Here is an 18,933-nt window from a genome sequence, read left to right on the forward strand (position 1 = left end):
CAGGATTTGATGATGACCACCTCGCCGCTGCTGCCATTGACCGCCGCTGACCTGCCACCGCTCGCTCCCGAGCTGGTGCTGATCGGCAGCGCCTTCGCCCTGATGATCCTCGACCTGTTCGTCAGCAACCGGAACAAGATCGTCACCCACCTGTTCTCGCTCGCTGCGCTGGCCGTGGTGCTGTTCATGCTGGCCACCGGCGTGGGCGGGCAGGGGGAGGTCTTCCATGGCATGTTCGTGCGCGATACCGCCGCGGACGTGATGAAGACCGGGATCGTGCTGCTCAGCGGCCTGACCCTCGTCTACGGCTGGCGCTACCTGCGTGACCGCAACCTGTTCCAGGGCGAGATCCCGGTGCTGATCCTGTTCGGCACCGCCGGCATGATGATCCTGGTCTCGGCCGGCAGCCTGCTGATGGTCTACCTGGGCCTGGAACTGCTGGCGCTGTGCTCCTATGCCCTGGTCGCCAGCAACCGCGAGAACGGCCTGGCCTCCGAAGCGGCGATGAAGTACATCGTGCTCGGCTCGCTGGCCTCGGGCCTGCTGCTGTACGGAATGTCGCTGATCTACGGCGCCACCGGCAGCCTGCACCTGGACGTCATCCGTGACGCCATCCCGCACTCGGAAGAGCGCGTGCTGCTGATCACCGGTGCGGTGTTCATGATCGCCGGCGTCGCCTTCAAGCTGGGTGCCGCACCGTTCCACATGTGGCTGCCGGACGTGTACCAGGGTGCCCCGGCACCGATCGCACTGTTCATCAGCTCGGCGCCGAAGCTGGCCGCCTTCGGCATGGCCTACCGCCTGCTGGAAATGGGCGTGGGCCCGCTGTCGACCGAACTGCAGCTGCTGATCGCCGGCCTGGCCGCGGTCTCGCTGGTCATCGGCAACCTGATGGCCATCGCGCAGAGCAACCTCAAGCGCATGCTGGCGTTCTCCACCGTCTCGCACATCGGCTTCCTGCTGATGGGCATCGCCGGTGGTGGTGCGCAGGGCTATGCCGCTGCGCTGTTCTACGCACTGGCCTACGCCATCATGTCCACCGCCGCCTTCGGCGCGATCATCGCGCTGTCGCGTGCCGGCTTTGAAGCCGAGAACATCGAGGACTTCAAGGGCCTCAATGCCCGTAACCCGTGGATGGCCGGCCTGGTGCTGTGCATCATGGCGTCGCTGGCCGGCATCCCGCCGTTCCTGGGCTTCTGGACCAAGCTGGCGGTGCTGGGCGCGGCCGTCAATGGCGGCCTGCTGTGGCTGGCCATCCTCGGCGTGCTGTGCGCCGTGGTCGGCTGCTTCTACTACCTGCGCGTCATCAAGGTCATGTACTTCGATGAGCCGGTGGGCGAGGCCATGCCGCGCAGCAACGACCGCGTGCTGGGCCTGGTGCTGGGCGTGAACGCGCTGGCGCTGCTGGCCCTGGGCCTGGCCTGGAACCCGATCATGGTCTGGTGCCAGCAGGCATTTGCGCATCTTGCATAAAAGTTGACACAAAGCTGCGCGATTCGTGTAATATGCGCAGCCTGAGTTGTCACTGCAGCGGTTCAGCCAGAACATCGTTGCGGTAGCCCTCCTCGAAAGAGCAGGGCAGCAGTTCAAACACTTCCGGTGCGGGGTGGAGCAGTCTGGCAGCTCGTCGGGCTCATAACCCGAAGGTCGCAGGTTCAAATCCTGCCCCCGCTACCAACATCGAATCGGCGCCAACCGGCTTGATGAATGAGGGAAAGCTTGCATGTTTTGAAGTTATCGCTCATAATTCCGCTTCTGATGCGGGGTGGAGCAGTCTGGCAGCTCGTCGGGCTCATAACCCGAAGGTCGCAGGTTCAAATCCTGCCCCCGCTACCAACATCGAATCGGCGCCAACCGGCTTGATGAATGAGGGAAAGCTTGCATGTTTTGAAGTTATCGCTCATAATTCCGCTTCTGATGCGGGGTGGAGCAGTCTGGCAGCTCGTCGGGCTCATAACCCGAAGGTCGCAGGTTCAAATCCTGCCCCCGCTACCAAGTAAAGAGATCGCCTTCGAAGTCCTGCTTCGAAGGCGTTTTTCTTTGGGGTTTGTGTCGTTTCCGCACGATCGGGGTCAGATCCCTTTTCCTGCGGAAAAGGGATCTGACCCCTGGCCCGCACCTTGCACCAGCGCGGTGCAGCCGCTATCATCAGCGGCCTAGCAGTACCCCTGAAGGCGGCCTCCCGGCGGGAGTCCGGACCCGGAAGGAGGGCCGCAACCGGCAGGCAATGCAGGTTGCAACCGGAATCCAGTCACCGGAGTCTTTCCGGAAAAGGGGCCCAGCGGGCCCTTTGTCGTTTCCGGGGCGTCATGTTTTCACGCCGGCCAAGGCCGGCACCCAACCAAGAGATCAAGGCAGGCTGTGAGCGACAAGGCAACCGACATCGCGAATCTGCTCGCCCCGACCGTTGTGTCGCTGGGCCTGGAGCTGCTGGGCGTTGAGTATCTGCCGGCCCCCGGCGGTGCGACCCTGCGCCTTTACATCGACGTGCCGCTGGCTGAACAGCCCGAGCGCATCATCAATGTCGACGACTGCGAGCGGGTCAGCCGCGAAGTGTCGGCGCAGCTGGACGTCGAAGACCCGATCAGCGGCAATTACACGCTGGAAGTGTCCTCGCCGGGCGTGGATCGCCCGCTGTTCAACCTGGAGCAGTTCGCTCGCCACCAGGGTGAATCGGCCAAGGTCACGCTGAAGCTGCCGCAGGACAACCGTCGTCGCCTGCAGGGCCGTATCGAAGCGACCGACGAGGCCGCAGGCACCATCACCTTCATCGTCGACAAGACCGAAGTGGTGGTGTCGGCCGACAACATCGACAAGGCACGGATCATGCCCGACTGGGTGGCGCTGGGGCTGGCCCCGAGCAAGCCGACCGGTCCGGCACCGAAGCGTCCGAAGCCGAACACGAATTCTTCTTCCAACGAGCCGGCGGCAAAGAAGCCGCGCGCGGAGTGAGCCAATGAGCAAGGAACTGTTGCTGGTAGTCGACGCGGTCGCCAACGAGAAGGGCGTGCCGCGTGAAGTGATCTTCGATGCCATCGAGGCCGCCCTGGCCTCGGCAGCGAAGAAGCGCTATCCCGACGAGGAAGTGCTGACCCGCGTGGTCATCGACCACAAGGATGGCAGCTACGAAACCTACCGCCGCTGGGAAGTGGTGGCCGATGACGTGGTCATGGAATCGCCCGACCGCCAGATCCGCCTGATGGACGCCGTCGATGAAGCCGAAGGCGTGGACGTCGGCGACTACATCGAAGAGCAGATCGAGAACCCGGACTTCGGCCGCATCGCTGCCCAGGCCGCCAAGCAGGTCATCGTCCAGCGCGTGCGCGAAGCCGAGCGCCAGCAGGTCGTGGATGCGTGGAAGGATCGCGTCGGCGAACTGATCACCGGTGTGGTCAAGCGCGCCGAGCGCGGCAACATCTATGTCGACCTCGGTGGCAATGCCGAAGGCTTCATCCCGAAGGACAAGGGCATTCCGCGCGACGTGCTGCGTGCCGGCGACCGCGTGCGCGGCTACCTGGCCGAAGTCCGTTCGGAACCGCGTGGCCCGCAGCTGTTCATCAGCCGCGCCGCCCCGGAATTCATGATCGAGCTGTTCAAGCTGGAAGTGCCGGAAGTCGGCCAGGGCCTGGTGGAAATCAAGGCCTGTGCCCGCGATCCGGGCGACCGCGCCAAGATCGCCGTGCTCGCCCACGACCAGCGCACCGATCCGATCGGTGCCTGCATCGGCATGCGCGGTTCGCGCGTGCAGGCCGTGTCCAACGAGCTCAATGGCGAGCGCGTGGACATCGTGCTGTGGAACGACAACCCGGCCAACTTCGTCATCAACGCGATGGCGCCGGCCGAAGTGCAGTCGATCATCGTCGATGAAGACAAGCACTCGATGGACCTGGCTGTCGCTGAAGACCGCCTGGCCCAGGCGATCGGCAAGGGCGGCCAGAACGTGCGCCTGGCCAGCCGCCTGACCGGCTGGCAGCTCAACGTGATGACCCAGGACCAGGTCACCGCCAAGTCGGAAGCCGAGCAGGCTTCGGCCCGCCAGCTGTTCATGGACAAGCTGGAAGTGGACGAAGAGATCGCCGGCATCCTGGTCAGCGAAGGCTTCGGCACCGTCGAGGAAATCGCTTATGTCCCGGTCGGCGAACTGCTGGCTGTGGAAGGTTTCGACGAAGACATCGTCGAAGAGCTGCGCGCTCGTGCCCGCGATGCGCTGCTCAATGAGGCCCTGGCAGTCGAAGAAGGCCTTGAAGACGGCCAGCCGGCGCAGGACCTGCTGTCCCTGAAGGGCATGGACGAAGCCACCGCGTATGCGTTGGCCGGCCACGGCGTGCGTACCAGCGAGGACCTGTCCGACCTGGCCGCCGACGAGGTCATGGACTTCGGCATCGAGGGACTGGATCAGGCGCGCGCCGCTGCGCTGATCCTGGCCGCCCGTGCCGAAGAGATCGCCCGACTGGAACGCGGCGAATGAGCCGGCAATGAACAGGGCCCTGAGCCGCTCAGGGCGTAGAATCCGCGCCACCTCCAGATGCGGGGGGGCGCCCACAAGATCATAGGATCCGAATGTCGCAGCAAACCACCATCCGCAAGCTTGCCGAACTGGTCAACACGCCGGTCGAAAAACTGCTGGAACAGCTGGCCGGTGCCGGCATGAAGTTCAGCGGTCCCGACCAGGTCGTGACCAGCTCCGAGAAGGTGAAGCTCCTGGGCTTCCTTCGTCGTTCGCACGGCAAGCCCGAGCAGGCCCCGGAAGAGACCGATCAGTCTGCAAAGAAGATCACGCTCAACCGCCGGAAGCAGCAGGAAGTGACGGTCAATTCCGGTCGCAGCAAGACGACCGTGAATGTCGAGGTGCGCCAGAAGCGTACCTACGTCAAGGATGGTGCGCGCGCCATGACGCCGGACGAAGAGCGCGCCGACATCCTGCGCAAGCTGGAAGAGTCGCGTGCCCGCAACCTCGCCGAACAGCAGGCCCTGGCCGAGAAGGATCGTCTGCGCGACGAAGCCATCGTCCGTGCCCGTGAGGAAGAGGTTGCGGCCAAGGAGCGCGCAGAGGCCGAGAAGAAGGCTGCCGAGGAAGCTGCGGCCGCCGCCAAGGCTGCCGAGGCGCTGGCGGCCAGCAAGCCCAAGCGCGCTCCGATCGATGAAACCGCGCCGCGCCCGCCGCGTGCTCCGGCCGCCGCTCCGGCTGCGCCGCGCAGCGCACCGCCGCCGCCGCGCAACGACGACCGCAACAACCGCAGCGCGCCGCGCAACGAGCGTGGCCCGGGCGACCGTTTCGCCGGCCAGATGCACCTGTCGGCTGCCGACCGTGCGCGTCGTGGCAACAGCAACAACAGCAACACCCGGGGTCGTCCGGGCGGGCGTAACCAGGCCGGTGGCCGTCGCGACATGTCGCGCGGTGGCAACAATGCCGGTCCGCACGCCTTCGAGCGTCCGACCGCGCCGGTGGTGCGTGAAGTGGCGATCGGCGACACGATCACCGTGGCCGACCTGGCGCAGAAGCTGGCGCTGAAGGGTGGCGAGGTGGTCAAGGCGCTGTTCAAGATGGGCGTGATGGCCACCATCACCCAGTCCATCGACCATGACACCGCCGCGCTGGTGACCGAAGAACTCGGCCACAAGGCGATCCGTGCCAACGACAACGACGCCGAAGACGCACTGCTGGCCTCGACCGGTGAAAACCAGGGCGAAGCCACCCAGCGTCCGCCGGTGGTCACCATCATGGGCCACGTCGACCACGGCAAGACCTCGCTGCTGGATTACATCCGCCGCACCAAGGTCGCCACCGGCGAAGCCGGCGGCATCACCCAGCACATCGGTGCCTACCACGTGGATACGCCGAAGGGCGTGATCAGCTTCCTGGATACCCCGGGCCATGCGGCCTTCACCTCGATGCGTGCCCGCGGTGCCAAGCTGACCGATATCGTGGTGCTGGTCGTGGCCGCCGATGACGGCGTCATGCCGCAGACCAAGGAAGCGATCCAGCACGCCCGTTCGGCGGGTGTGCCGCTGATCGTGGCGATCAACAAGATCGACAAGTCCGACGCCGACCCGATGCGGGTCAAGAACGAACTGCTGTCCGAGCAGGTCGTGGCCGAAGATTTCGGTGGCGATACCCAGATGGTCGAGATCTCGGCCAAGACCGGCCTGGGCATCGACGACCTGCTGGACGCCATCTCGATCCAGGCCGAACTGCTGGAACTGAAGGCCGTCGACGAAGGCCGCGCCTCGGGCGTGGTGATCGAATCGTCGCTGGACAAGGGCCGCGGCCCGGTCGCGACCGTGCTGGTGCAGCAGGGCCGCCTGAAGAAGGGCGACTACCTGGTGTGCGGCATCCAGTATGGCCGCGTGCGTGCGCTGTTCGACGAAACCGGCAAGCAGCCGGAGTTCGCCGGCCCGTCCATCCCGGTGCAGGTCCTGGGCCTGTCCGGCGTGCCGGAAGCCGGTGACGACTTCGTGGTCGTCGAGGACGAGCGCCTGGCCAAGGACGTTGCCCAGCAGCGTGAGACCAAGCGCCGCGAATCGCGCCTGGTCGCCACCGCTGGCAGCCGCATGGAAGACATCATGGCGACCCTGGGCAAGGGCGAGGGCCAGCAGGTCCTCAACCTGGTCATCAAGGCCGACGTGCAGGGTTCGGTGCAGGCCCTGAGCCAGGCACTGGTCGCGCTGTCCAACGAAGACATCCGCATCAACGTGATCCACTCCGGCGTGGGCGGCATCACCGAATCGGACGCCAACTCGGCGGCCGCTTCGAAGGCCACCGTCATCGGCTTCAACGTGCGTGCGGATGCTTCGGCCCGTCGCATCATCGAATCCAACGGCGTGGACCTGCGTTACTTCTCGATCATCTATGACGTGATCGATCAGGTGAAGCAGGTGGCCTCCGGTCTGCTGGGCGTGGAGATCCGCGAAGAGATCATCGGTATCGCCGAGGTCCGCGACGTGTTCCGCAGCTCCAAGCTGGGCGCCGTTGCCGGCTCGATGGTCATCGAGGGCGTGGTCAAGCGCAACAAGCCGATCCGCGTCCTGCGCGACAGCGTGGTGATCTTCGAAGGCGAGCTGGAATCGCTGCGCCGCTTCAAGGAAAACGTCGAGGAAGTCCGCAACGGTACCGAATGCGGTATCGCGGTGAAGGCCTACAACGACGTCAAGCCGGGTGACCAGATCGAGTGCTTCGAGCGTATCGAAGTGCCGCGCACCCTGTAATGCTGCAACGGACCGGCCCTCACGGGCCGGTCCTGTTTCATCCCGTAAACTGAAAAAACGCAACCCATACGAGCCTGACGCGTGCCCAAGACTTTCCATCGAACCGACCGTGTCTCCGCCCAGCTGCGCCGTGAACTCGGCACCCTGGTGCACAACGCCGTGCGCGAGCATGGGTTGCCCTCGGTGAGCGTGTCCGACGTGGAAATCACCCGCGACATGGCCCATGCCAAGGTGTTCGTCACCGCGCTGATGCCGGAGCGTTCGGCTGAAGCCGTGGCCGGCCTGAAGGAACTGGGCTACCGCCTGCGCATGGACCTGGCCCGCGCGATGAAGCTGCGCCACGTGCCGGAGCTGCATTTCCACTACGACGATTCGGTCGACCGTGGTGAGCACATCGACAACATCCTGCGCGACCTGCCCGATACGCTGGCTGCGGAGAAGCGTCGCGAGAGCGACGAAGAATAAGCTAGCGCCGGGCCCATGCCCGGCGTCTTTCCATTCCGGCAACGCGATGCCTGTGCGGGCCGCGCTGCGGCAGCCGAGCATGGCTCGGCTCTACAACATCCCGTCATGACCCGAATTCAGTTCCGCCGCCTGGATGGCATCCTGCTGCTCGACAAGTCGACCGGCATGAGCTCCAACGCCGCCCTGCAGGTGGCCCGCCGCCTGTTCCGCGCCGAGAAGGGCGGCCACACCGGCAGCCTCGACCCGCTGGCCACCGGCCTGCTGCCGCTGTGCTTCGGCGAGGCGACCAAGATCGCCGGCCTGCTGCTCGGTTCGGCCAAGGCCTACGACGCCGAGATCGTGCTCGGCCAGACCACCGATACCGATGACGCCGAAGGCCAGGTGCTGCTGCAGCGCCCGGTGCCGGCCCTCAGTGCCGAAGCGCTGCAGGCCGCGCTTGCACCGCTGACCGGCAACATCCGCCAGCGCGCTCCGATCTATTCGGCGCTGAAGCAGGGCGGTGAACCGCTGTATGTGAAGGCCCGCCGCGGCGATGTCATCGAAGCGCCGGAACGCGAGGTCCAGGTGCATGCCATCGAGGTGCTGGAGCAGCAGCCCGAGCGGCTGCGCCTGCGCGTCACCTGCGGCTCGGGCACCTACATCCGCAGCCTGGCCCGTGATCTGGGCGAGGCGCTGGGCTGTGGCGCACACATCAGTGCGCTGCGCCGGCTCTGGGTGGAGCCGTTCCGCGAACCGGCCATGGTTACCCTGGACCAGCTGCGGGCAATGGTCGAGGCCGGCGACGAGGCGGCCATGGACGCGCTGCTGCTGCCGCTGGCGGCCGGGCTGGCGGAATACCCGCGGGTCGATCTCGATGCCGAGCAGGCCCACCGCTTCTGCGTTGGCCAGCGCCAGCGCGACCCGTCCTGGCCGCATGGCCTGGTCGCCGTGTTCGGTCCGGACGATGCTGTCCAGGGGCTCGGGCAGGTCGATGACAGCGGGCTGCTGGCCCCGCAGCGCCGCTTCAACCTCTGAACGGGGCAGGGCGGTTCAGCCCCGGACCTTGTTCCCGGCCCCCCCGACCGTTACAATTTCGCGGCCGTTTTCCGGCAGCCTGCCTCGCGCAGGTTTCATCCTCGTAGTCCACGGCGAGCCTGGCGGTGCGCGAAGCGCGTTCCTGCCGGCCACGCATCACAGAGAAAAAAGAAATGTCGATCGACACCCAGAAGGTCATTGAAGACAACAAGCGCAGCTCGGCTGACACCGGCTCCCCGGAAGTCCAGGTTGCCCTGCTGACCGCCCGCATCGAACTGCTGACCGGCCACTTCAAGACCCACAAGAAGGACCACCACAGCCGCCGCGGCCTGCTGCAGATGGTCAACCGCCGTCGCAGCCTGCTCGACTACCTGAAGAAGAAGGACGTCGAGCGCTACAAGGCCCTGATTGAAAAGCTTGGCCTGCGTCGCTAAGCAACGAATCCCCCGCGGCGCAGCGATGCGCCGCGGTTTTGTTTTGTAGCACCGCAATCCCCGATTCAGGCCGGAACGATCCGGCCACCCGCTGGCGGCAAGGGTCGCCGACGGTCCAAATTCGCAGACAGCATCCCCAAGGACACCCTCCGTGGCAAAAATCACCAAAACCTTCCAGTACGGCAAGCACACCGTCACGCTCGAGACCGGCGAAGTCGCCCGTCAGGCCAGCGGTGCCGTCATCGTCAAGATGGACGACACCGTACTGCTGGTCACCGCCGTCGCCGCCAAGAGCGCGCGCGAAGGCCAGGACTTCTTCCCGCTGACCGTCGATTATCAGGAAAAGTTCTACGCCGGCGGCCGTATCCCGGGTGGTTTCTTCAAGCGTGAAGGCCGTGCGACCGAGAAGGAAACCCTGATCTCGCGTCTGATCGACCGTCCGATCCGCCCGCTGTTCCCGGAAGACTACAAGAACGAAGTGCAGATCATCGCCACGGTCATGTCGCTGAACCCGGACGTGGACGGTGACATCCCGGCCCTGATCGGCGCCTCGGCTGCCCTGGCCCTGGCCGGCACCCCGTTCATGGGTCCGATCGGCGCTGCCAAGGTTGGTTACAAGAACGGCGAGTACATCCTGAACCCGACCGTCAGCGAACTGGCTGACTCGCAGCTGGAACTGGTCGTCGCCGGTACCTCCAACGCCGTGCTGATGGTCGAATCCGAAGCCGCGCTGCTGTCCGAAGAAGTGATGCTGGGCGCCGTGACCTTCGGTCACCGCGAAATGCAGAAGGTCATCAACGCGATCAACGAGCTGACCGTCGAAGCCGGCACCAAGCCGTCGACCTGGGAAGCTCCGGCCAAGAACGACGCGCTGATCTCCGCCCTGAAGGAAGCCATCGGCCCGCGCCTGGGCGAAGCCTTCCAGGTGCGCGACAAGCTGCAGCGCCGCGACGCCATCTCGGCGATCAAGAAGGACGTGGTCGAAACCCTGGCTGGCCGCGTGGCTGCCGAGGGCTGGAACCCGGCCGAGCTGTCGAAGGAATTCGGCGAGCTGGAATACCGCACCATGCGTGACTCGGTGCTGGACACCAAGGTCCGCATCGACGGCCGTGCGCTGGACACCGTCCGCCCGATCGCCGTGAAGACCGGCGTGCTGCCGCGTACCCACGGTTCCTCGCTGTTCACCCGCGGCGAAACCCAGGCCATCGTGACCATCACCCTGGGCACTGCCCGTGACGGCCAGGTCATCGACGCCGTTGCCGGTGAGTACAAGGAAAACTTCCTGTTCCACTACAACTTCCCTCCGTTCTCGGTGGGTGAGTGCGGCCGCATGATGGGCCCGAAGCGCCGCGAAATCGGCCACGGTCGCCTGGCCAAGCGCGGCGTGCTGGCTGTCATGCCGTCGCTGGAATCCTTCCCGTACACCATCCGCGTCGTCTCGGAAATCACCGAGTCGAACGGTTCCTCGTCGATGGCCTCGGTCTGCGGTTCGTCGCTGGCCCTGATGGACGCCGGCGTGCCGGTGAAGGCGCCGGTTGCCGGTATCGCCATGGGCCTGGTCAAGGAAGGCGAGCGCTTCGTCGTCCTGTCCGACATCCTGGGTGACGAAGATCACCTGGGCGACATGGACTTCAAGGTGGCCGGTACCGCTGAGGGCATCTCCGCCCTGCAGATGGACATCAAGATCGAAGGCATCACCGAAGAGATCATGAAGCAGGCCCTGCAGCAGGCCAAGGCTGGCCGTCTGCACATCCTGGGCGAGATGGCCCACGGCCTGACCGCTCCGCGTGAAGAGCTGTCGGACTACGCGCCGCGCCTGCTGACCATCAAGATCCACCCGGACAAGATCCGCGAAGTGATCGGCAAGGGTGGCTCGACCATCCAGGCCATCACCAAGGAAACCGGCACCCAGATCGACATCCAGGACGACGGCACCATCGTCATCGCCTCGGTCAACGCCATCGCTGCCCAGGCCGCCAAGGCCCGCATCGAGCAGATCACCTCGGACGTCGAGCCGGGCCGCATCTACGAAGGCAAGGTCGCCAAGATCATGGACTTCGGTGCGTTCGTCACCATCCTGCCGGGCAAGGACGGCCTGGTCCACGTGTCGCAGATCTCCAGCGACCGCGTCGAGAAGGTCGGCGACGTGCTGAAGGAAGGCGATGTGGTCAAGGTCAAGGTGCTGGAAGTCGACAAGCAGGGCCGTATCCGCCTGTCGATGAAGGCCGTGGAAGAAGGCGACGCCGTCAGCGCCGAATAATCGGTATTGCTGATTGTGCGGTGGGTGAGGACCGCTGGTCCTCACGCTTTCGCAAATGAAAAAGCGGGCTTCGGCCCGCTTTTTCTTTGCCTGCCGCCATCAGGCAGCGCCGGGCCATGCCCGGCGGCGCTGCTACGCTTCCTCGTCTTCCTCTTCCCCCAGCCACCACACCTGGCCCGGCTCGGGGTCACTCAGCGGATGCTCGCGCTGTTCGATGGCCTCCAGCACGCGTCCCGGGGCCGCAGCGGTCCACGTCGCCAGCAGCGTCTCCACCGCAGCCCGGCCCTGCGCGGCAATGCCCAGATCGCGCTCGCGCGCCCAGGTACCTTCTTCGACGGCCTCTGCGTTGTCGTCATGTTGATGCGGGGTGCCATAGCTGCAGCGGCGGCAGAGCCGGCGCACGGTCGCGGTCCAGTCCTCGACCATGCCGATGCCGGGCAGGTTCATGGCGCCCAAGGCAGCGATGTCGTCGGCTGAATCGCACTGCACGAACACGGTGAAGGTCGCCATGTCCGATGGCTGCAGGCGCTGCATTGCATTGAACACCGGCACCTCGTGTTCGCGGTACGTACGGCGGCCGGTCGATGCGCCGTCATGCAGCACGATGTCGCCGAAGCGGAAGCCGCTTTCGGGCAGCGGTACGTTGTCGATGCGTGCACGCACCGGATCAATGCGGCTCATGTACACCACTTCGGCGTCGGACCACGGCGCCAGGCGCATGCAGGCCACGCCGAAGTTGCCCTCGATCGGGCCTTCGCCCTCGGGCAGGGTGATGCCACAGCGGGTCCACTGGCGTCGTGCTTCGGCCCAGTCCGCCATGCCTGTGGCCGCGATGCCGGCATTCCAGGCGGTGGCGACATCCAATTCCCCACGCAGCTGCTCCGATCGCAGGTTGTCCTGCAGCGACGCCGGCCAGTCGCGCAGGTACTTGTGCGCCAGCCCGCGCATGTAGTGCAGGTAGGGCACCTCGGGAGCGATGGCGATCAGTTCGCCGAACAGCTCCACCGCCTGTGGCAGGTCGCCTTCGTGGAACGCGTCGTAGGCGCGCGCTTCCAGTATCTGCTGTCCGTCGAGGGATGCGTCGTCCAGCAGGTCGCCGTCGGGAGTGGTGTCGTGATCGGTGCTCATGTCCATGTGCGGTTGAAGATCCGCGGTCACCTTAGCCGATGCAGGGGGCGGGTGCGCTGCGTCGGTGCGTCGGTGCGTGTCCTGCTGCAATGCATGATGGCAGCGGCATGACTGCCATGTTGTCGCCCTGTGGCCGATCGTTGCTGTCCACTGGACGACATGCCACGACATCGGTCCCACAGCCTCATCGGTTTGCTAACGTGGCGGCGCCTTCGAACCGGGAGATTCCATGTTCCGCCAGACCGTGGCCGTCCTTGCCGTGCTGATTGCCGGCGCCCTGCCCATTGCCGCGCACGCCGCGCCCGCACGGCCGCCGATCTTCGGTGCCTACTACCCCGGCGGCTCCGCCGAGCGCTATCCGGTGTCGAGCATTCCGGCCGAGCGCCTGACCCACCTGTTCTACGCGTTCTCGACCATCGAGGACGGGCGCTGCACGATTGGTGCGGAAGCACCGAAGAACTTCGCTGCACTGGCCGACCTCAAAAAGGCACACCCGCATCTGCGCACGCTGATCTCGATCGGTGGTTGGGGCGCGGGCGGGTTCTCCGATGCGGCGCTGACCGAGGCCAGCCGCAAGCGGTTGGTCGATTCGTGCATGGCGCTGTTCTTCGATCGCCACGCCGGCAGCTTTGATGGCGTGGATATCGACTGGGAGTTCCCGGTCAGTGGCGGCCCGAAGGAGCTTGCGCACCGTCCACAGGATCGCGCCAACCTGACCCGGCTCGCGCAGGCGTTCCGCGTGGCACTCGATGCGCGCGGTCGCAAGGCGGGGCAGCCGATGCTGCTGACCGCCGCGCTGGCCGCCGGTCGGCTGCAGACCGATGGCCCCTACGATCCGGCCGCCAGCTACGACCTGCCGGCGCTGGCCAAGGTGTTCGATTTCATCAACCTGATGAGCTACGACATGGGCACCGGCTTCTCTTCGGTGTCGACCTTCAATGCGCCCCTGCATGAAGTGCCGGCCGACCCGCTGGCGCCGGAGCTGCGGCGCTGGAACAACGTGGCCGGTGCCGTGCAGTTCTACCGCGAGCACGGCGTGCCGGCCGACAAGCTGGTGCTGGGCGTGCCGTTCTATGGGCGCGGCTTCAAGGTCACCGGCGACGCCCCGGATGGGCTGTACCAGGCCTACAGTGCACCGGCCGATGCCGGCGACTGGCGGGTGATCAAGGCGCGCTATCTCGACCAGCCGGGCTGGACGAAGCATTGGCAGCCGCAGGCGCAGAGCCCCTGGCTGTACAACGCCGCGCAGAAGATCTTCATCAGCTATGAAGATCCGCGCTCGATCGGCCTGCGTGCGCAGTTCGCCCGCGAGCAGGGCCTGGCCGGGGTGTTCATGTGGGAGCTGACCGGCGACGACGAACAGGCCAGCCTGCTCAACGCCATGCTTGGCCCGTGGCAGAAAGCCCGCATCGGCGATTGAGCCACCCGTTGGCGGTGGGCCATGCCCGGCGGATGCGGCAACGCCATCGGCCCAGCCCCGCACATCGTGGCAATGCCCGCAGCGTTACGCTGCGGGCATGATCCATCTCGAACGCCTGGACCATCTGGTCCTCACCGTCGCCGACATCGAACGCAGCTGTGATTTCTACCAGCGCGTGCTTGGCATGCAGGTCGTGCGCTTCGGCGCCGGCCGTACCGCGCTGCAGTTTGGCCGGCAGAAGATCAACCTGCATCCGGCCAGCGCTCCGCTGCAGCCGCATGCGCTGCAACCCACGCCGGGCAGCGCCGATCTGTGCCTGGTCACGCGTACCGCCACGGCTGATGTGCTGGCGCACCTGCAGGCACAGGCCGTCGCGGTGGAGGAAGGGCCGGTGGCCCGCACCGGCGCACTGGGTCCGATCGAATCGGTGTACTTCCGCGACCCGGATGGCAACCTGATCGAAGTCAGCCGTTACCCGGACGAAGCGCACCTGCTCCGGTAGCGCCGGGCCATGCCCGGCAACGCTTCAGTTCGCCCAGACGCTGTTCGGATCGCCGTTGCGGGCGCGACGCTGGCTGGCGACTGCCAGCCGGGCGAAGCCAAAGGCCATGGCCAGCGCGATGGCATCGATCCAGAACAGCGGCCAATGGCCCTGCGCGGCGGCGCGCCACAGCCAGTCGCCACTGAGTGCGCCGTGCAGTACCGGCACCAGCGCGGTGCTGATCGCCGCAGCCCACAGCAGCTCGCGTGCGGCCTGTGCCGGGCGTCGCAGCGCGGCCCACAGCGCACAGGCCGCCCAGCTGCCGAAGCAGGCCCAGCGGATGCCATGGTCGACCGCCGCCGGTGCCAGCCGTTCCAGCACCAGTGCGCTGGCGAATGCCACCGAGATCGCCACGCACAGGCCGATGCACACGCCGACCGTGGCCCGTGCCATGTTCACCCCGGCGCGTGGCTGCTGCGGCTGGCGGCGCTTGCGCCGCGACTCGATCCACAGCAGGTTGCCCGAGTAGAACAGGAACGCACCGCCGAGGCCGAGCAGGAAATACAGCCAGACCACCACGCCGTTGCCGAACTCGCCGAAGTGCAGCGCATAGGCGGCGCTGAGCGTGGCGTGGTTGGCGTCGCGCTGGCCCGGCAGCTGGGTCGCCAGTACATTGCCGGTGGCAACGTCCAGCGCCACGGCGCCGAGTGGGCCGAGCGTGCCGGTGGATTCACCGGTGATCTCGATGGTGGCGTTGGCGTCGCCGGCGTTGGCCAGCTTCAGGTAGGCCGGCTCGAAGCTGGTCACGCCCTGCGCGCGCGCCACTTCCAGCGCCCGTGCATGCAGCACGCGCAGGCTGCCCGGCGGCGACGGAACGCCGGTGGCTTCGCGGACCGGTGCGGTGTCCATTGCCGTTGGCACCGCCTGCAGGGCCTTGCCGTCGAAGATCAGCGGGTTGAGCAGGGCCATCTGCACGAACACCAGGCAGAGCAGGGCGCCGGTCACCGCGAACATCAGGTGGAAGGGCAGGCTCAGCACGCCGATCACGTTGTGCGCGTCCTGCCACAGTTGCTTCAGATTGCGGCCCGGACGCAACGCGAACAGGTCGCCGAGCAGCTTCGGCAGGTGGATCACCAGGCCGCTGAGCAGCGCCATGCCGTACAGCAGGCTGACGATGCCCATCACGTAGATGCCGGCCACCGGCAGGCCCAGGCTGTAGTGCAGCTCGTTGACCAGTTCCGCCAGCCCGGTCTGCGGCGGCGTCGGGCTGCCGCCAATCTGGCCCGGCCAGGCATAACGCCAGCTGCCGTCATCGGCCTGCCAGTACGCCAGTGGCTGCGGATGGTCGGCGCCGGGGAAGGTCATGCCGACGTGGCGGCGGGCTTCCGGATGCGTGGCCAGCACGTCCTCCAGCAGGTACTGCGCATCGTCCAGCCCGGCCGGCAGCGCGGTGGCTGCGCCCGGCGTCTGCCACAGTGGCAGGTCGTGGTGGAACAGGGTCAATGCGCCGGCATAGAAGGCCACGAACAGGCCGAAGCCGGCCACCAGGCCGACCCAGGTATGCAGGGTGGTGAACGTGCGCAGGGTCTGGGAGCTGAACTTCATGGGGCGGGTCTCATTGCACCGCGCCGATCAGGCGCAGCAGCCCAAGCACGGCGAAGCCGGTGGCGGCGCTGCCACCCAGCACCAGCCAGGCACGCAGCGCGCTGCGGAAACTGAACGCCCACAGGGCGGCCAGCATCCACAGCGGGATGAAGGCGATCAGGGTCGGCACCAGCGCGCGCTGCCAGGGGCCGGGCGGCAGCCAGGCCAGCAGACCGGTCGCGGCCGCGGCCAGGAAGAAACCGGCGACGATGCCAGCGAAGGCGCGCGGCCACATCAGGGCGACTCCGGGCCGGGACGGTGCCAGGCGGCCAGGGCCGGCAACAGCATCGCAGCCAGCATCCAGGTGCACAGCATCGCCACCAGGCCAGCGGCAAAGCCAAGCTCGGCCATCCACAGCCAAAGCGCGGCGGCAGCGGCGACCAGGCCGATCTGGCGGCCCAGGCGGCCGGCGCGGCGCAGGCGCGGCCAGCGGCAATGCGGCGAGGCGGCATAGAAGGCCAGTGCCGAGAACATCGCTGCCAGCATGCCCAGGCTGCAGAAGCCGAGCGTGGAAAGGCCGACGGTGATCATTGCGGGCGGCCGGCGCGGCAGCGGGCCGGCGAACGCGGGGCACGGGCGGGGCCGGCGGGAGCCGGTCGGAGCGGGTGGCGCATCACGAGGTCCTGGGGGAAAGCGGGCAGGCTGGCACGGGGCGGCCTGCGCCGACATGGTAATCATTGCAATTTCACGCCGCCAGCGAGACCCATTCAGCGGACCGTACGGTAGCCCTTGGGCTTTCCGGTGCGCTGGTTTAAGATCATCCACACTGCCCTGACTGGAACAAGGTGGCCCGCGCACAGCGCCGGCCGAGCGTGCGACATGAGCACTACCACCGCCCACTGTTGACCTGCCCCCGAAGGCCCTGTGTTCCAGGCGCCCTCGTGGCGCTTTTTCATTGCCCGGGCGCCGCCCCGGGAGCGCTTTCCAGCCCGCCCCGCGGGCCCCGCACGAAGCCAATGCGATGATCAACATTACCCTCCCCGACGGCAGCCGCCGCGAGTTTGAAAACCCCGTCAGCGTCATGGACGTCGCCCAGTCGATCGGCGCCGGCCTGGCCAAGGCCACCATCGCCGGTGCCGTCGATGGCGTGCTGGTCGATGCCAGCGACGTCATCGACCACGATGCCAGCCTGCGCATCATCACCGCCAAGGACGAGGAGGGCGTGGAGATCATCCGCCATTCCTGCGCCCACCTGGTTGGCCACGCCGTCAAGCAGCTGTACCCGGACGTGAAGATGGTGATCGGCCCGGTGATCGCCGAAGGCTTCTATTACGACATCTACTCCGAGCGCCCGTTCACCCCGGACGACATGGCCGCGATCGAGAAGCGCATGGGTGAGCTGATCGCCCAGGACTACGACGTCATCAAGAAGATGACGCCGCGCGCCGAAGTGGTCGAGATCTTCAAGGCCCGTGGCGAGGACTACAAGCTGCGCCTGATCGAGGACATGTCCGACGACATCCAGGCGATGGGCATGTACTACCACCAGGAATACGTGGACATGTGCCGCGGCCCGCACGTGCCGAACACGCGCTTCCTGAAGGCCTTCAAGCTGACCCGCATCTCCGGCGCCTACTGGCGTGGCGACGCGCAGAACGAACAGCTGCAGCGCATCTACGGTACCGCCTGGGCCGACAAGAAGCAGCTCGAGGCCTACATCAAGCGCATCGAAGAAGCCGAAATGCGCGACCACCGCCGCATCGGCAAGCAGCAGGACCTGTTCCACCTGCAGGAAGAGGCTCCGGGCCTGGTGTTCTGGCACCCCAAGGGCTGGGCGCTGTGGCAGGTGGTCGAGCAGTACATGCGCAAGGTCTACCGCAAGACCGGCTACGGCGAAGTGCGCTGCCCGCAGATCCTGGACGTGAGCCTGTGGCAGAAATCCGGCCACTGGGACAACTACCAGGACGCGATGTTCTTCACCGAATCGGAGAAGCGCACCTACGCGCTCAAGCCGATGAACTGCCCGGGCCACGTGCAGGTGTTCAACCAGGGCCTGCACAGCTACCGCGACCTGCCGATCCGCTATGGTGAGTTCGGTGCCTGCCACCGCAACGAGCCGTCCGGCGCGCTGCACGGCATCCTGCGCGTGCGTGGCTTCACCCAGGACGACGGCCACGTGTTCTGCACCGAAAACCAGGTCGAGGCGGAAGTAACCGCGTTCCATCAGCAGGCGCTGGCGGTCTACCAGCACTTCGGTTTCGATGAGATCCAGGTCAAGATCGCCCTGCGCCCGGAATCGCGCCTGGGCGATGACGCCACCTGGGACAAGGCCGAGGGTGCCCTGCGCTCGGCCCTGTCCAGCAATGGGGTGGAATGGCAGGAGCTGCCGGGCGAGGGTGCCTTCTACGGCCCGAAGATCGAGTACCACCTGAAGGACGCCATCGGCCGTACCTGGCAGCTGGGCACCATGCAGGTCGACTTCATGATGCCGGGCCGCCTGGGCGCCGAGTACGTGGACGAGAACAGCCAGAAGAAGCACCCGGTCATGCTGCACCGCGCCATCGTCGGCTCGATGGAGCGCTTCCTGGGCATCCTGATCGAGCACCATGCCGGCCAGTTCCCGGCCTGGCTGGCCCCGACCCAGGTGGTGGTGGCCAACATCACCGACGCCCAGGCCGACTACGTCGCGGGCGTGACCAAAACCCTTGCGGAGCAAGGCTTCCGCGTCAGCTCGGATTTGCGTAACGAGAAGATCGGCTATAAAATCCGCGAGCATACGTTGCAGCGCGTGCCCTACCTGCTGGTCATTGGTGACCGCGAGAAGGAAAATGGGGCTGTGGCGGTGCGTACGCGTTCTGGCGAAGACCTGGGCAGCATGAGCCTGCAGGCCTTCATCGAGCGGCTCCACGCCGAGGGCGCGTAAGCAAAGGTCCGGTCCGGG

At 66.3% G+C, this 18,933-nt stretch carries 15 protein-coding genes and 3 tRNA genes; 14 read left to right on the top strand and 4 right to left on the bottom strand.

Annotation, left to right across the window (positions count from 1 at the left end; all coding sequences use genetic code 11):
* Positions 1-12 precede the first annotated feature (12 nt).
* The 11 genes from nuoN (at position 13) to pnp (ending at position 11,379) form a co-directional block, all read left to right on the top strand.
* Positions 13-1,473: an NADH-quinone oxidoreductase subunit NuoN gene (nuoN, locus tag D7T59_RS04780; RefSeq protein ID WP_005410451.1), complete on the top strand. Its 1,461-nt coding sequence runs from the start codon at positions 13-15 to the stop codon at positions 1,471-1,473.
* Positions 1,474-1,600: 127 nt separating this feature from the next.
* A tRNA-Met gene (locus D7T59_RS04785) sits at positions 1,601-1,677 on the top strand.
* Positions 1,678-1,759: 82 nt separating this feature from the next.
* Positions 1,760-1,836, top strand: a tRNA-Met gene (locus D7T59_RS04790).
* 82 nt (positions 1,837-1,918) lie between these two features.
* A tRNA-Met gene (locus D7T59_RS04795) sits at positions 1,919-1,995 on the top strand.
* A gap of 366 nt (positions 1,996-2,361) precedes the next feature.
* Positions 2,362-2,952, top strand: coding sequence for a ribosome maturation factor RimP (gene rimP / locus D7T59_RS04800; RefSeq protein WP_005410450.1), 591 nt, complete (start codon positions 2,362-2,364; stop codon positions 2,950-2,952).
* A 4-nt stretch (positions 2,953-2,956) separates the two neighbouring features.
* Positions 2,957-4,468, top strand: coding sequence for a transcription termination factor NusA (nusA, locus tag D7T59_RS04805; protein ID WP_006458580.1), 1,512 nt, complete (start codon positions 2,957-2,959; stop codon positions 4,466-4,468).
* A gap of 92 nt (positions 4,469-4,560) precedes the next feature.
* Complete coding sequence (gene infB / locus D7T59_RS04810; RefSeq protein ID WP_049427045.1) at positions 4,561-7,206, top strand: translation initiation factor IF-2; 2,646 nt, start codon at positions 4,561-4,563, stop codon at positions 7,204-7,206.
* 81 nt (positions 7,207-7,287) lie between these two features.
* Positions 7,288-7,671 carry a 30S ribosome-binding factor RbfA gene (rbfA, locus tag D7T59_RS04815; RefSeq protein WP_005410447.1) on the top strand — a complete coding sequence of 128 codons (384 nt, stop codon included), beginning with the start codon at positions 7,288-7,290 and terminating at the stop codon, positions 7,669-7,671.
* Between the two features lie 105 nt (positions 7,672-7,776).
* Complete coding sequence (truB, locus tag D7T59_RS04820) at positions 7,777-8,685, top strand: tRNA pseudouridine(55) synthase TruB (RefSeq protein ID WP_164137584.1); 909 nt, start codon at positions 7,777-7,779, stop codon at positions 8,683-8,685.
* Between the two features lie 173 nt (positions 8,686-8,858).
* Positions 8,859-9,119 carry a 30S ribosomal protein S15 gene (gene rpsO / locus D7T59_RS04825; RefSeq protein WP_005410445.1) on the top strand — a complete coding sequence of 87 codons (261 nt, stop codon included), beginning with the start codon at positions 8,859-8,861 and terminating at the stop codon, positions 9,117-9,119.
* A gap of 151 nt (positions 9,120-9,270) precedes the next feature.
* On the top strand, positions 9,271-11,379 hold the full coding sequence (gene pnp, locus D7T59_RS04830; protein WP_014037942.1) for a polyribonucleotide nucleotidyltransferase: 2,109 nt from the start codon (positions 9,271-9,273) through the stop codon (positions 11,377-11,379).
* 132 nt (positions 11,380-11,511) lie between these two features.
* Here pnp and D7T59_RS04835 read toward each other — a convergent pair whose 3' ends face one another.
* Positions 11,512-12,507: a tetratricopeptide repeat protein gene (locus tag D7T59_RS04835; RefSeq protein ID WP_258013049.1), complete on the bottom strand. Its 996-nt coding sequence runs from the start codon at positions 12,505-12,507 to the stop codon at positions 11,512-11,514.
* A 229-nt stretch (positions 12,508-12,736) separates the two neighbouring features.
* On the opposite strand from D7T59_RS04835, the gene D7T59_RS04840 reads away from it, so the two are divergent.
* Positions 12,737-13,927 (top strand): glycoside hydrolase family 18 protein, encoded by a 1,191-nt coding sequence (locus D7T59_RS04840; protein ID WP_180852111.1) that lies wholly within the window; start codon positions 12,737-12,739, stop codon positions 13,925-13,927.
* A gap of 97 nt (positions 13,928-14,024) precedes the next feature.
* A complete protein-coding gene (locus tag D7T59_RS04845; RefSeq protein ID WP_164137581.1) occupies positions 14,025-14,429 on the top strand; it encodes a VOC family protein in 405 nt (134 codons plus the stop codon).
* Positions 14,430-14,453: 24 nt separating this feature from the next.
* On the opposite strand, the gene D7T59_RS04850 is transcribed toward D7T59_RS04845, so the two are convergent.
* The 3 genes from D7T59_RS04850 to D7T59_RS04860 are packed head-to-tail and all read right to left on the bottom strand — an operon-like array spanning position 14,454 to position 16,583.
* Positions 14,454-16,013, bottom strand: coding sequence for a PepSY-associated TM helix domain-containing protein (locus D7T59_RS04850; protein WP_180852109.1), 1,560 nt, complete (start codon positions 16,011-16,013; stop codon positions 14,454-14,456).
* Positions 16,014-16,023: 10 nt separating this feature from the next.
* Positions 16,024-16,287: a hypothetical protein gene (locus tag D7T59_RS04855; protein ID WP_164137579.1), complete on the bottom strand. Its 264-nt coding sequence runs from the start codon at positions 16,285-16,287 to the stop codon at positions 16,024-16,026.
* Positions 16,287-16,583 carry a hypothetical protein gene (locus D7T59_RS04860; RefSeq protein WP_049434122.1) on the bottom strand — a complete coding sequence of 99 codons (297 nt, stop codon included), beginning with the start codon at positions 16,581-16,583 and terminating at the stop codon, positions 16,287-16,289. The genes D7T59_RS04855 and D7T59_RS04860 overlap by 1 nt, the downstream gene beginning before the upstream one ends.
* Positions 16,584-17,013: 430 nt before the next feature.
* Here D7T59_RS04860 and thrS point away from each other — a divergent pair, with 430 nt between their 5' ends.
* Positions 17,014-18,915: a threonine--tRNA ligase gene (gene thrS / locus D7T59_RS04865; RefSeq protein WP_180852107.1), complete on the top strand. Its 1,902-nt coding sequence runs from the start codon at positions 17,014-17,016 to the stop codon at positions 18,913-18,915.
* Positions 18,916-18,933: the final 18 nt, after the last annotated feature.

This window comes from Stenotrophomonas maltophilia (assembly GCF_013464915.1).
GTDB lineage: Bacteria > Pseudomonadota > Gammaproteobacteria > Xanthomonadales > Xanthomonadaceae > Stenotrophomonas > Stenotrophomonas maltophilia_AT.

What these genes read in the sequence shown, in the direction of transcription:
- infB (WP_049427045.1), top strand. Translation starts at nt 4,561, where the DNA reads ATGTCGCAGCAAACCACCATCCGCAAGCTTGCCGAACTGGTCAACACG.
- D7T59_RS04860 (WP_049434122.1), bottom strand. Translation starts at nt 16,583, where the DNA reads ATGATCACCGTCGGCCTTTCCACGCTCGGCTTCTGCAGCCTGGGCATG.
- rpsO (WP_005410445.1), top strand. Translation starts at nt 8,859, where the DNA reads ATGTCGATCGACACCCAGAAGGTCATTGAAGACAACAAGCGCAGCTCG.
- thrS (WP_180852107.1), top strand. Translation starts at nt 17,014, where the DNA reads ATGATCAACATTACCCTCCCCGACGGCAGCCGCCGCGAGTTTGAAAAC.
- D7T59_RS04835 (WP_258013049.1), bottom strand. Translation starts at nt 12,507, where the DNA reads ATGAGCACCGATCACGACACCACTCCCGACGGCGACCTGCTGGACGAC.
- D7T59_RS04840 (WP_180852111.1), top strand. Translation starts at nt 12,737, where the DNA reads ATGTTCCGCCAGACCGTGGCCGTCCTTGCCGTGCTGATTGCCGGCGCC.
- truB (WP_164137584.1), top strand. Translation starts at nt 7,777, where the DNA reads ATGACCCGAATTCAGTTCCGCCGCCTGGATGGCATCCTGCTGCTCGAC.
- D7T59_RS04850 (WP_180852109.1), bottom strand. Translation starts at nt 16,013, where the DNA reads ATGAAGTTCAGCTCCCAGACCCTGCGCACGTTCACCACCCTGCATACC.
- D7T59_RS04845 (WP_164137581.1), top strand. Translation starts at nt 14,025, where the DNA reads ATGATCCATCTCGAACGCCTGGACCATCTGGTCCTCACCGTCGCCGAC.
- nuoN (WP_005410451.1), top strand. Translation starts at nt 13, where the DNA reads ATGACCACCTCGCCGCTGCTGCCATTGACCGCCGCTGACCTGCCACCG.
- D7T59_RS04855 (WP_164137579.1), bottom strand. Translation starts at nt 16,287, where the DNA reads ATGTGGCCGCGCGCCTTCGCTGGCATCGTCGCCGGTTTCTTCCTGGCC.
- nusA (WP_006458580.1), top strand. Translation starts at nt 2,957, where the DNA reads ATGAGCAAGGAACTGTTGCTGGTAGTCGACGCGGTCGCCAACGAGAAG.